The organism is Paenibacillus sp. ALE3 (assembly GCF_054113405.1).
The window spans coordinates 3083916-3096444 of sequence record NZ_CM134214.1 but is presented as its reverse complement, the minus strand read 5'-3'; the positions used below and the strand labels follow the sequence as shown (position 1 = coordinate 3096444).

Genomic DNA, 12529 nt, shown 5'->3' with positions numbered 1-12529 from the left:
CGGAGGGAATCCATGAGTTTCTTTAGAAAATTGAAGGAAAGCATCGCAAGTAAAACGGAATCGGTCACAAAGCAGTTCAAAGACGGTTTAGAAAAAACACGTAAAGGTTTCGTCGAAAAAGTAACGGACCTGATGATTCGCCGTAAAAAAATTGATGAGGAATTTTACGAGGAACTGGAAGAAATTCTGATCGGAGCGGACGTAGGCGTCAATACCGTTATGAACCTCATTGAAGACTTGCGGGGAGAAGTGAAAAAACGCAAAATCGAGGATGCGTCCGAGTTACAGCCTGTACTGTCGGAAAAGCTGTCTGAGTTGCTGCGGGGGAATGACAATAGTCAGCTCAAAATGAATCCAGACGGGATTACGGTCATTCTATTCGTAGGCGTCAATGGAGTCGGAAAAACAACGACCATTGGCAAGTTGGCTCATCGTTTTAAACAAGAGGGCAAAAAAGTATTGTTGGCTGCTGGAGATACATTCCGGGCGGGCGCGATTGAACAGTTGGAGGTTTGGGGCCAACGGGCAGGTGTAGAGGTCATCAAACAGCAATCTGGTTCTGATCCAGCTGCGGTTATGTTTGATGCCGTACAGGCTGCCAAGCAGCGTCAAGTAGATGTTTTGTTATGCGATACAGCAGGACGTCTTCAAAATAAAAGCAATCTAATGGAAGAATTGAACAAGATTTTCCGCGTTATCCAGCGTGAAATTCCAGACGCTCCTCATGAAGTGTTGTTGGTACTTGATGCGACGACTGGACAAAATGCACTTAACCAAGCCAAGCTGTTTGGTGAGAAGAGCGGCGTAACCGGTCTGGTACTGACAAAATTGGATGGAACAGCAAAGGGCGGGATTGTTGTTGCTATCCGTCAGGAATTGAATTTGCCTGTTAAGCTGGTGGGCTTAGGTGAAAAAGTGAATGATCTTCAACCGTTTGATTCAGAACAATTTGTTCATGCATTGTTCGCCGGTTTGATCCAAGAAGAGGCTGTCGAAGCTGGCGAGGAAGAGCAGAACTAATCCGTTTGATTAGACTTGCTTATAAGTCTGGGACTAAGCAGTGCTCCTGTTGCCGCGTAAGTCCGCCCAATTGTATAATGAAAGCAAAAGGTTTGACGATGCCGGATAAATTTCTTGTATAAAAATATTACTCAGGAAGCCGGGTGAAAAACGATGGCAAACACCTATACTTATTCCCGCCGGGAAGAAGTAGCTAACGCGATTACACATGGTATTGGAGCCGTTTTAAGTGTAGCAGCGCTTGTGCTACTCATTGTTTTTGCTAGCATGAAAGGAACTGCTTGGCATGTCGTAAGCTTTACAATTTACGGGATTACAATGCTGTTGCTGTATACCAATTCCACGTTGCTTCATAGCCTGCGTGAAGGAAAATTGAAGGATTTGTTCGAAATATTCGATCATTCTTGTATTTACCTGTTCATTGCAGGTAGCTACACCCCTTTTATGCTCGTTGCCTTGCGAGGTACTCTGGGATGGACGCTATTTGGAGTGATTTGGGGGATCGCTTTGTTTGGTGTACTGTTCAAGGCGTTCTTCACCAAACGCTTCCTATTTATGTCTACTGTGTTTTACATTATAATGGGCTGGCTCATTACAATTGCCTGGAATCCCCTGATGGCCATTGTTCCCGCCGGAGGGATGACGCTATTGTTCGTGGGTGGTCTTATGTATACGCTGGGCACGATTTTTTATGTGTGGCGGGCATTTCCATATCACCATGCGATCTGGCATCTGTTTGTTTTGGCAGGCAGCATACTTCATTTTCTGGCTGTTCTGCTGTATCTTACTCCGGTAAGGGTTTGAGTGAGAGGGGCAAAAAAGTCGATCTATTCTCCCGTTTAAGGGCAGTGGATCGGCTTTTTTTTGTATGACAAGGGATAACGCTTGACATCTTCTTTTCTTTTATGTATGATAAGGAACGTTGAAAAGAACTGTAAAGTGTTTTTCCTTGACGATGGAGGTATACATGATGAGTCAGGAGAATCGGCTGGAAAAGACAAACCGGATTAACCGACTGTTTGACTTCTATGAACCTCTACTTACAGAGAAGCAACAGATGTTTTTAAAATATTACTTCCATGATGATTTTTCTTTAGGGGAAATTGCATCGGAATTTCAAATTAGCCGTCAGGCAGTCTATGAACATATTAAACGTGCTGAACAGGTATTAGAAATGTATGAGGAAAAGCTTGGATTGCTAAGTAAGCATGAACGTAGAATCCAAGATTTAGAGGAACTGAATGCGACATTATATGATGCATTCGGTAAAGTTGGTAAGCCCGATAAGGATACATTGCAACATGTCCAACAAATTGTAAATCGCCTGCAGGAATTGTAGGATATATAAATGAAGAACTAACAACCCTGGTAGACAAGGAGGTGCGAAAGTATGGCATTTGAAGGATTATCGACCCGCTTGCAAAATGTATTCAGTAAACTGCGCGGCAAAGGAAAAGTGTCTGAGGATGATGTAGCTCAGGCGATGCGTGAAGTGCGATTGGCTTTGCTTGAAGCGGACGTTAACTTCAAGGTTGTAAAGGACTTTATTGCCAAGGTAAAGGAGAAATCCGTTGGTAAGGAAGTGATGGACAGCTTTACGCCAGGCATGGTCATCATCGACATTGTAAACAAGGAATTGACCGAGTTGATGGGTGGCAGTCAGGCCAAGCTTGCCAAAGCAAACAAACCGCCTACAGTCATTATGATGGTGGGTCTCCAGGGCGCAGGTAAGACGACGACGTCAGGTAAACTAGCGAAGTTGTTGCAAAAGCAAAACCATCGTCCATTGCTTGTAGCTGGTGATATTTACAGACCTGCCGCGATCAAGCAGCTTCAGATTCTCGGTGAGCAGATTAACGCACCTGTATTTACATTGGGAGATCAGACAAGCCCGGTGGAAATCGCAAAACAGGGTTTGCAGCATGCTAAGGATAATGGTAATGACTACGTTATTATAGATACTGCCGGTCGTCTTCATGTTGATGAAGAACTGATGGAAGAGTTGCGCCAGATTCATACTAATGTCAAGCCGGATGAAGTTCTGCTGGTTGTAGATAGCATGACAGGACAGGATGCAGTTAACGTTGCGGAGCACTTTAACAATAGCCTTGAGTTAACGGGAGTTGTACTGACAAAGCTGGACGGCGACACTCGTGGAGGCGCGGCCTTGTCGGTTAAAGCTGTGACAGGATGCCCGATCAAGTTTGCTACATTGGGTGAAAAGCTGGATGCAATGGAGCCATTTCACCCTGAGCGGATGGCTTCACGGATTTTAGGCATGGGTGACATGCTGTCCCTGATTGAAAAAGCGCAGTCCAATATCGACGCGGATAAGGCGAAGGAAATGGAACGGAAAATGCGCAATGCCGAGTTTACTTTCGAGGATTTTCTGGAGCAAATGGATCAGGTTAAGAAGCTTGGCCCAATCGACCAGATTCTCGATATGATTCCTGGTATGGGCAACATGAAGCAAATGAAAGACATCAAAGTGGATGACAAACAGATGGGCCGGATTGAAGCTATCGTTCATTCGATGACTACACAGGAAAAGCAAAACCCGGACATGATTAATCATAGCCGTCGCAAGCGGATTGCTGTAGGCAGTGGAACATCGCTGGCTGAGGTAAATCGTCTCATTAAGCAATTTGACGAAATGCGCCGTATGATGAAGCAGTTCTCAGATATGATGGGTCCTAAGGGTGGCAAAAACAAGGCTCTGAAACAGCTGAAGAGTATGGGCAAAGGTATGAAGTTTCCTTTCCGCTAAAAGGTCGATAGGCCTTTGGAGTTATAGGATAGCAATATACAGTCTACTTTTTGAAGGAGGTGAATTTTCGTGGCAGTTCGTATTCGTCTGAAACGTATGGGTGCACATAAAGCTCCTTTCTATCGCGTCGTGGTATCTGATTCCCGTTCCCCGCGTGACGGTCGTTTTATCGAAGAAATCGGTTACTACAACCCTATTACAGTACCAGCGGTTGTAAAAATTGATGAAGATAAAGCGCTGAAATGGTTGCAAGATGGTGCACAAGCATCCGACACTGTTCGCAACTTGCTTAGCAAAGCGGGCGTGTTGAAAAAGTTTCATGAGCTTAAAACACAGAAATAAGGTGCTGATACGGAGGGTCAACCATGGAAGAATTAGTGATAATCATTGCTAAGGCTTTAGTCGATCATCCGGATGATGTGACCGTGAAGACCTTGGAGAAGGATCGACTTGTAGTGTATGAACTTAGTGTACATCCTGAGGATGTGGGCAAGATCATTGGCAAGCAGGGACGTATCGCCAAGGCGCTTCGCACTGTGGTTGCATCAGCAGCCGTTAAGATGGATAAACGGGTTACCGTAGACATCATATCTTAAAGATATACGAAAGTGGGTTAGGATGTATGTCCTAACCCTTTTTCGTACATGATGAAGATGATATGGAGCGGAGCCGATTATATGCAGGAGGAACACGATGCAGCAAATGTTTAATGTCGGGAAAATTGTGAATACACATGGAATTCGCGGTGAGCTAAAAATATTAACGACAACTGATTTTCTTGAGGATCGTTTTGCCAAAGGCAGCGAGCTATTGATTGTTCCAGCAGATGGCAAAGCACCGATTCCCGTAACTGTAGAAACAGCTCGTTTTCAAAAAAATATGGTTGTCGTAAAATTTAAGGAATATCACAACATCAATGATGTTGAGAAATATAAAGGTACTTTGTTAAAGGTCTCTGCTGAACGGTTAGGAGAATTGGAAGAAAACGAGTTTTACTTTCATGAAGTAGTCGGTATGGAAGTAGTAACGGAAGACGGAACTAAGCTCGGTGAGGTAAAAGAAATTTTGACACCGGGAGCGAATGATGTATGGGTAGTCCAAATGCCTAAAGGTAAGGAACTGCTATTGCCGTATATAGAGGATGTTATTTTGGATGTAAACGTGCGCGAAAAACGGGTTACAGTACGATTAATGGAAGGTCTGCTGTAATGCGGGTGGATGTACTGACCCTGTTTCCAGAGATGTTTGATGGCGTTTTTAATGCAAGCATTCTGGGAAAAGCAAGGGATAAGGGTATTGTATCACTGCAAGCGGTTAATTTTCGCCAGTATGCCGGCAACAAGCATGGGCAAGTGGATGATACGCCCTATGGTGGTGGAGGTGGCATGGTTTTGAAGCCAGACCCTATTTTTGCTGCCGTGGAAGCGCTGTTGGATAAATCAGAGCAATCAACATTTGAAGCTGCCGTTGAAGGTATTGGAGATGAAGATGCCGAACATAACGCAGACATAAAAACTCCGCGTATTATTTTGATGTGTCCACAAGGAGAGACTTTTACGCAAAAAAAAGCGGAAGAGCTTGCCAAAGAGGACCATCTTATTTTTATATGTGGACATTATGAGGGTTATGATGAGCGTATTCGAGAGCATCTGGTGACGGATGAGCTTTCGATCGGAGATTATGTATTGACTGGTGGCGAGCTACCATCCATGGTCGTCATTGATAGTGTGACACGGTTGTTACCAGGAGTGTTGGGTAATGAAACGAGTGCGGTAACAGATTCGTTTAGTACAGGACTGTTGGAATACCCACATTATACTCGGCCTGCTGAGTTTCGGGGCTGGAAAGTGCCGGATGTACTCTTATCAGGGCATCATGTCAATATTGACTCTTGGAGACGACAAGAGGCGTTACGTCGTACGATGGAACGTCGACCGGACTTGCTGGAACAGGCTGAACTGACAAGCAAGGAGCGCGCGTGGATTGAGGAGCAGCACCAATCGGACAGTTCGAGGGACAAGCGATAAAGCACTATTAACATGAGTGGATTTGAAAGCAGGCAGGGACCTGTTTTATAATGAAGTCAATTAAATAATCTTTGGTCAAATCCCTTTTTGTTGTTGCAATGCGGTAACCTCCATGATACAATACATCTGTTGTGTGTAATACGGTGGTCCTCTGTGGATGATGAAGGAAACGGAAGAGTTTCCAGAAGAAACATGAACACCTGTACGGAAGGAGGGAGTCATAGATGAATATCGTCCAAGCGATTACTGAAGAACAACTGCGTAAAGATCTGCCTAACTTTCGTCCTGGTGACACTTTGAAAGTGCACGTGAAAGTTATCGAGGGAACTCGTGAGCGTATCCAGTTGTTTGAAGGTGTAGTAATTAAACGCCGTGGTGGTGGAATCAGTGAGACTTTTACAGTTCGTAAAATTTCTTACGGTGTAGGTGTGGAAAGAACTTTCCCGCTTCATTCCCCAAAAATCGATAAAATCGAAGTGGCTCGCCGTGGTAAAGTGCGTCGTGCGAAGCTTTATTATCTTCGTGAACTGCGCGGTAAAGCAGCGAGAATTAAAGAAATTCGTCGTTAATACAACGAATAACGAAAGGGGCTTGGTTACAAGCTCCTTTCGTTTTTTCTACGTACATAGGGAACTGTGGATTATTGACCGTAAAGAGAGGACAGTGAGCTATGGAGCAAGAAGTAGGACAAGGAGCTGTGCAGCAGCCAACTGATCAGGATGGTACGCCCAAGCGTAAACCAAAAAATGAGATTTTTGAGTGGCTCAAGGCCATCATTATTGCGTTAGTGCTTGTCTTTTTAATCCGCTGGCTTCTCTTTAAGCCTTTTATTGTGGATGGCCCGTCAATGCAGCCTAACTTTCATACCGGAGAACGCGTCATTGTAAATGAGATTTTGTATGATTTTCGTGCTCCTAAACCGGGTGAAGTGATCGTGTTCCATGTCCCGGAAGAAAAAAGAGACTTCATCAAGCGCGTCATTGCCGTTGCGGGTGATACGGTCAAGGTAGAAGGTGACACGATTACAGTAAATGGTAAGCCGATTCAAGAACCTTATCTCAAGGCTCCTTTGGAAGAAGCACATCAAAATGGAGAACTTTACAACAAGTTTACCAATTTTCCAAATGAAAAGTTTAAGGATGGAAAAGTGCCAGAAGGGCATATTTTTGTTATGGGCGATAACCGTTCCAATAGTACAGACAGTCGGATGATTGGATATATTGACTTGAAGGAAGTCGTGGGCCGGGCTGATGTCATTTTTTGGCCTGTGAAGGATATGCAGTGGATTAACCACTAGAAATAACTAATAAGCAGCATAGCTGCCGTAATCCTAACTATGACCCTAAGGGTGAAAGTAGGAGTTACGCTCAATGGGGTGATGACGGTGACGATTCAATGGTTTCCTGGTCACATGACCAGAGCGCGCCGCCAAATTGAAGCAAAATTAAAGCTGATTGATTTGGTTATTGAGCTGATTGATGCTCGGTTGCCGCTTTCCAGCCGAAATCCAATGATTGATGATATTTTGCAAGGCAAGCCGCGAATGATTATTTTGAACAAGGCAGATTTGGCGGACCCTGTAGTATCACAGCAATGGATTGCCTACTTTAAGGAACAGGGGCATGTAGCCTTTCCGGTGGATGCCACGACAGGGACGGGGCTCAAAGAAATTCCGATTCAGGCCAAGCTGTTGCTTAAGGAAAAAATAGACCGGCAGATTTCGAAGGGAATGAATCCGCGTCCTATACGTGCTTTGATTGTCGGTATTCCGAATGTCGGCAAATCGACATTGATCAACCGAATGGCAGGACGTAATATTGCAGCTACGGGTGATCGCCCCGGAGTAACGAAGGCACAACAGTGGATCAAGACCGGAGAAATTGAGTTGCTGGATACACCAGGTATTTTGTGGCCTAAATTTGAGGATCAGAACGTCGGCTATCGTCTAGCAGTTACAGGCGCGATCAAGGAAGAAATTCTAAATGTAGAGGACATTGCCTTTTTCGCGACAAAATATCTTGTCCAATATTATTGGGATGCCATGGCAGAACGTTTTGAGCTTACCGAACGTCCTGAGGATACAGAAAATCCAGATGATGTTGTGAGCGTTATGGAGGCTATCGGACGTAAGCGTGGCTGTATTGTTAGTGGTGGACGTGTAGATCTCGAAAAGGCGTCAAAAATTATTTTGCGTGAGCTACGTGCAGGGAAGCTGGGACGATTCAGTTTAGAAGCACCATATTGATAAAGCTGGTACATCTGATACAGAACATTGCATTTTGTGGCAAGGAAGAACCTTCCCCATCTCTCCGGAGAGGAGGAAGGTTTTTTGGTATGTAAAGGTAGATAGAAAAGGGTTTTGAACAGTAGAGGTCTGTGGTAAGCTGAATTCAATTGTTAGAGCTACGGCATGATGAAGCTTAAACTACGAAAAGATGGGCAGGTATTGAATATGGAAGCTAAAGAGAACGCAGTAAAGGACATGCTGCACTATGAAAAAAAATGCTGGGAACAATCTTGTGAGCGGATTGCAGGTATTGACGAGGTAGGGCGTGGATGTCTGTTTGGAGATGTTGTGGCGGCAGCAGTCATTTTACCAGTTGGTGAGTTATTGGAGGGGGTAGACGATTCCAAAAAATTGACGGACAAGAAAAGAGAAGCCTACTACGAACTGATTATGGAGAAGGCGATTGCTGTAGGAGTTGGTCATGTAGACGCGCGGATGATTGATGAAATCAATATTAAACAAGCGGCTCGTTTAGCTATGAAAAAGGCTGTTGAGGCTTTACATGTGTCTCCTGATTATTTACTTGTGGATGCAGAAAAGGTAGATGTACCTATTCCTCAGCTATCCATCATTAAGGGAGATGCAAACAGTCAGTCTATTGCGGCAGCTTCTATCATTGCCAAGGTGACTCGTGATCGGCTATGCAAAGGTGAATGGGATGCGAAATATCCGGAATATGGGATTGGTATACATAAAGGTTATGCTACCAAGTTGCATAGAGAACAAATTTTGGCGCTAGGGCCTACAGAAATGCATAGACGCAGCTTTTTAGGCAATTTGTTGACCGAGCAACCGACGTTGTTTGATCTGTAGATACTTATTATGAATCAGGAGAATACCGATATAAAGTATATCTAATATTACAGACCCTTTTGAGTAGGGGGAGAGTGAGAGGAGGGGCGATATGAACATCGGATCTGTATTCCGGGGATTACTTGGAGATGTGAAGGCGGGAGAGGCGAAAAAACTTGATATGCAGCCAGGCCAGGTCGTAAGAGGAGTCGTATTAAAGGTGTCTGAGGACGGCGACGAGGCTGTATTGCAAATACAGGGTTCTCAAGTCAGGGCAAAGCTGGAGACCCCTCTTCAACCTGGACAGACTGCAACGTTTCAGGTACAACCGGCTTCTTCCAGCGGAATGACTGTGCTTAAGCCTCTGAATGATGCTGCCAATATGCCACAGCAAACCGTAGCGCTGACAGACGTATTGGAATCGGTGGGACTGCCGGATACAGCTCAAAACAGGGAGCTTATACAGGCAATGCAAAAGAATGGTGTGCCGTTGACATCGGAAAATGCGGCTTCTTTGCAAGAAGCCTTGTTGAAGCAAAGCGGCAATGTACAATTGGGAACGTTTGTGCAGGCAGCGGCAGTTGCCTTTCAGCGGGGACTTCCATTAACGGCCGAAAGCATAAATGGATTGCGTCAAACGATGTTTGGGCCTCCTTTAAATGATTTGTTGTCATCGTTGGAGCAAGAACTTGAAGCGGTGTTAAAGCTGCAAGGACAGGGAACGCCTACTGACCGTTCAGTAGGGGAAGCAACCGCGATAAAAAGCGCTGACCGAACGTTAGCTAGTCCAACTGGCACTTCTTCTGTGGTGTTTGCAGATGGACAGGAAGGGCAGGCTCTTACATTGTCCAAAGATGCCTCTGCCTCTGCCGCTACAAAGCAGGCAGAAACGGGACAGCAAGCCACAGGCGGCAAGGAATTGTTTAAAGGGACTCAAGCAGCCAATCTTGCAGCTACAGTAAGTGAAGCGAGTGTCTTGACTACAGATTCAGATACTCCGGCAGGGTCCACAGCATCTGTAGCCAACGGGACTGCTTCAGGAGAACCGGAGGTAGTTAGTGGGCGTGGAGCGACGGTGGTATTAGATGCTGGCGCAAATACGCCTGAATCGGGCGCTGCTGATGCATTAAACGGCTCGCGCGTTAAAGCGGAGCAATCACAGCAAGCTACTGCGGCAGGTATGCAGCTTAAGGATGCTGATGGTGCTCCAGCATCGGCCACGGCAGAGCCAACGGGAACGCGGCCTGCCTTAAACGCAGTCACGGCAGACCGTCCCTCTGCACAGCCAGCGACCGGCTCTGCGCCGCCATCTGCGGCGGGCAACGCTGCTGCGCCAGAGGCGCCGCTTCAGCGGCTGCGCCTCCTGCTGCAAGAGCTGCGTGCAGCAGTGCCACCCGAACTGAGCACGGCTGCGCCAGATCAGTCCTCAGCAGAGGTAGCGCAGCCAGCGGCTGGCGCTTCGCGGACTGCGGATGCCACTGCTTCACAGTCTGCGGCGCCCAGCATGCAGCTCAGCCCCACGGAGGATCCGTGGGTAGGCCGTGTGCTGAAGCTGCTTGGTGCAGAGCACGAGCAGCAGGTACACCGCTCGACTGCGCAGCTCGCTCAAGGGGCGGCGGCACGTACGGAGCCGCCTGAGGGAGTGTTGCAGACGCTGCCGGGTTTAGCGGCTACGACAGACAACTCCGTGACAGCGGCCGCAGACACCGTTAAAGGGGCGCTACTACAGCTAATGAGCAGCGACAACCTGCCGCCCGCTTTGAAAGAGGCGGCTCAGCAGGTTGTACAGCACCTGACAGGCCAGCAGCTGCTGCTAAATACAGACCGAACGGCGCCTTTTGCACAAGTGCATATGTTTATACCGTTTATTGGACCGGACGGTCGTGAAACAGCTACAATCCAGATTCAGTCCCGCCGTGGCAAACGCGGAGAGTTGGACGCCTCCAACTGTCGACTTTGGTTTGATTTGGACATGAAGGGGCTTGGTCCGACGCTGGTGGATGTGCAGGTTGTAGATCGGATTGTAAGTCTCAAGCTTCATAATGATCAGGAATGGGCGGCTTCGCTATTAACGAGTGGGCGTGAGTCCATTCGTACCGCGCTGGAGTCGCTAGGCTACCAACTTTTAACACTGCGTACCGAGTCTATGCCCACAAGGGCTGAACAGAGCAGCCTCGCCTCTTCAGAGGTACAAAGCTATGTGCCTCAGCCGTACAAAGGAGTCGATCTTAAAATATGAAAGAGCCCTTGGAACCGCCTTCTCCTTCCATGAAGAAGGCGGTCGCCCTTAAATATACGCCTGGTGAGAGCGAAGCGCCGATCGTCGTTGCCAAGGGGAGCGGCCGCATTGCGGATAGCATTTTGGAAAAAGCCAAAGAACATGGTGTTCCTGTTCAGGAGGATGCTGCGCTGGTTGAAGTGCTGTCCAAACTTGATTTGGACGAGCAAATCCCTGCTGAACTCTATCAGTTGGTAGCAGAGGTGTTAACCTATATATACCAAATGGATCGGCTTGCTCCAAGGGATGACTGGTGATGGGAAATGAAATGAAGACTAGAGGCAAGGACCAGCGGAAAGCCAAAGGAGCGATGGGCGAAGAAGCCGCGGCTTTGTTTTTAGAAAACTTGGGTTATCGTATCTTGGAGCGCAATTGGCGATGCCGTAGTGGAGAAATAGATCTGATTGCCAAGCAGGAGCACATACTCGTATTTATTGAAGTACGTAGCCGAAGCAGCTCTAAATATGGAACACCAGCCGAATCAGTTACTGCACGTAAAATAACCCAGGTTCGCCAAACAGCCGCGGTATACTTGCATATGAACGGAATGGGAGAACCTCCAATCCGTTTTGATATGATTTCTGTACGATTATCTGCTGAAACGGCTGTTGTTACGGACCATTTTATAGATGCCTTTTAAAAAAGTAAGAACTTCTTTGGATGTTGGAGCACAGGCTGAATTCATATGTACAGGTTGACAGAAAGGAAAGCTGCAGGTATATTTTATTGAGAATAGTTATCATTTTCATTCTATAATGAATATCTAGTCGTTGTACCTGTGAAGGAGGATTTACGTGACAAAGCATACCTTTAGTGAACATGTCATAGATGTAATTCAGGAACGCCGGACGATTAAACGATTTAAACCTGACTCTATCCCGGTAGATACGATTAAAGAACTGCTGAACGTCGCTGTATGGGCTCCTAATCATAAAATGCGTGAGCCGTGGCGTTTTCTGTTGTTTGCTGGTGAGGGACGGAAAAAGCTTGCAAAAGCCATTGCAGCTGATATTGGTAAAGACAACAAGTTTGAGAGTGGAATTCTGCACAACCCGATTCAGCTTTTAGTGGTGATGGAAGAAGATCCGCGTCAAGCGGTTTGGGATGAGGATTTTGCAGCAGTCAGTGCGCTTGTACAGAACTTTATGCTTGCTGCATGGAGCAAAGGAATCGGAACGTTTTGGGTGACAAAACCATTTCTGTATTCGCCTAAATTCCGTGATTGCTTGGGAATTCAACCAGGTGAGAAGGTAATTGGAATGATATATGCAGGCTATCCTGAAGTTATCCCGGAATCAAGACCACGTACTCCAGCAGTCGATAAGCTAACCTTAATTGACAAATAATCTGTCGTCAGA

The 12529-nt window shown here is 46.4% G+C and carries 16 protein-coding genes; all 16 read left to right on the top strand.

Annotated features, from left to right (window positions below):
• Nucleotides 1-12 precede the first annotated feature (12 nt).
• The 16 genes from ftsY to ACXHJ2_RS13345 all read left to right on the top strand — a co-directional run bounded on the left by ftsY (nucleotide 13) and on the right by ACXHJ2_RS13345 (nucleotide 12517).
• Nucleotides 13-1020: a signal recognition particle-docking protein FtsY gene (ftsY, locus tag ACXHJ2_RS13420; protein WP_013370643.1), complete on the top strand. Its 1008-nt coding sequence runs from the start codon at nucleotides 13-15 to the stop codon at nucleotides 1018-1020.
• 153 nt (nucleotides 1021-1173) lie between these two features.
• Nucleotides 1174-1824 carry a PAQR family membrane homeostasis protein TrhA gene (trhA, locus tag ACXHJ2_RS13415; RefSeq protein ID WP_013370644.1) on the top strand — a complete coding sequence of 217 codons (651 nt, stop codon included), beginning with the start codon at nucleotides 1174-1176 and terminating at the stop codon, nucleotides 1822-1824.
• A gap of 166 nt (nucleotides 1825-1990) precedes the next feature.
• The gene (ylxM, locus tag ACXHJ2_RS13410) at nucleotides 1991-2359 is read left to right on the top strand and encodes a YlxM family DNA-binding protein (protein WP_013370645.1); all 369 of its coding nucleotides are present in this window, start codon (nucleotides 1991-1993) and stop codon (nucleotides 2357-2359) included.
• Between the two features lie 51 nt (nucleotides 2360-2410).
• Entirely contained in the window at nucleotides 2411-3787 is a 1377-nt protein-coding gene (gene ffh, locus ACXHJ2_RS13405) for a signal recognition particle protein (protein ID WP_025676852.1), read from the top strand.
• Nucleotides 3788-3856: 69 nt separating this feature from the next.
• Complete coding sequence (rpsP, locus tag ACXHJ2_RS13400; protein WP_013370647.1) at nucleotides 3857-4129, top strand: 30S ribosomal protein S16; 273 nt, start codon at nucleotides 3857-3859, stop codon at nucleotides 4127-4129.
• A gap of 23 nt (nucleotides 4130-4152) precedes the next feature.
• The gene (locus ACXHJ2_RS13395; RefSeq protein ID WP_013370648.1) at nucleotides 4153-4383 is read left to right on the top strand and encodes a KH domain-containing protein; all 231 of its coding nucleotides are present in this window, start codon (nucleotides 4153-4155) and stop codon (nucleotides 4381-4383) included.
• A 97-nt stretch (nucleotides 4384-4480) separates the two neighbouring features.
• Nucleotides 4481-4996, top strand: a complete 516-nt coding sequence (gene rimM, locus ACXHJ2_RS13390) for a ribosome maturation factor RimM (RefSeq protein ID WP_013370649.1) — start codon at nucleotides 4481-4483, stop codon at nucleotides 4994-4996.
• Nucleotides 4996-5814, top strand: a complete 819-nt coding sequence (gene trmD / locus ACXHJ2_RS13385) for a tRNA (guanosine(37)-N1)-methyltransferase TrmD (protein WP_058710928.1) — start codon at nucleotides 4996-4998, stop codon at nucleotides 5812-5814. Before rimM ends, trmD begins: the two co-directional genes overlap by 1 nt.
• Before the next feature lie 224 nt (nucleotides 5815-6038).
• Nucleotides 6039-6383: a 50S ribosomal protein L19 gene (gene rplS, locus ACXHJ2_RS13380; protein WP_007429998.1), complete on the top strand. Its 345-nt coding sequence runs from the start codon at nucleotides 6039-6041 to the stop codon at nucleotides 6381-6383.
• Nucleotides 6384-6484: 101 nt separating this feature from the next.
• Nucleotides 6485-7111, top strand: coding sequence for a signal peptidase I (lepB, locus tag ACXHJ2_RS13375; protein WP_058710927.1), 627 nt, complete (start codon nucleotides 6485-6487; stop codon nucleotides 7109-7111).
• Between the two features lie 87 nt (nucleotides 7112-7198).
• Nucleotides 7199-8059: a ribosome biogenesis GTPase YlqF gene (ylqF, locus tag ACXHJ2_RS13370; RefSeq protein WP_165080036.1), complete on the top strand. Its 861-nt coding sequence runs from the start codon at nucleotides 7199-7201 to the stop codon at nucleotides 8057-8059.
• Nucleotides 8060-8227: 168 nt separating this feature from the next.
• Nucleotides 8228-8914 carry a ribonuclease HII gene (locus ACXHJ2_RS13365; protein ID WP_025676862.1) on the top strand — a complete coding sequence of 229 codons (687 nt, stop codon included), beginning with the start codon at nucleotides 8228-8230 and terminating at the stop codon, nucleotides 8912-8914.
• A gap of 91 nt (nucleotides 8915-9005) precedes the next feature.
• Nucleotides 9006-11132 (top strand): DNA ligase, encoded by a 2127-nt coding sequence (locus ACXHJ2_RS13360; protein WP_165080034.1) that lies wholly within the window; start codon nucleotides 9006-9008, stop codon nucleotides 11130-11132.
• A complete protein-coding gene (locus ACXHJ2_RS13355) occupies nucleotides 11129-11428 on the top strand; it encodes an EscU/YscU/HrcU family type III secretion system export apparatus switch protein (protein WP_016819285.1) in 300 nt (99 codons plus the stop codon). Before ACXHJ2_RS13360 ends, ACXHJ2_RS13355 begins: the two co-directional genes overlap by 4 nt.
• Nucleotides 11428-11811 carry a YraN family protein gene (locus ACXHJ2_RS13350; protein ID WP_165080032.1) on the top strand — a complete coding sequence of 128 codons (384 nt, stop codon included), beginning with the start codon at nucleotides 11428-11430 and terminating at the stop codon, nucleotides 11809-11811. The genes ACXHJ2_RS13355 and ACXHJ2_RS13350 overlap by 1 nt, the downstream gene beginning before the upstream one ends.
• Nucleotides 11812-11965: 154 nt before the next feature.
• A complete protein-coding gene (locus ACXHJ2_RS13345) occupies nucleotides 11966-12517 on the top strand; it encodes a nitroreductase family protein (protein ID WP_165080030.1) in 552 nt (183 codons plus the stop codon).
• Nucleotides 12518-12529 lie beyond the last annotated feature (12 nt).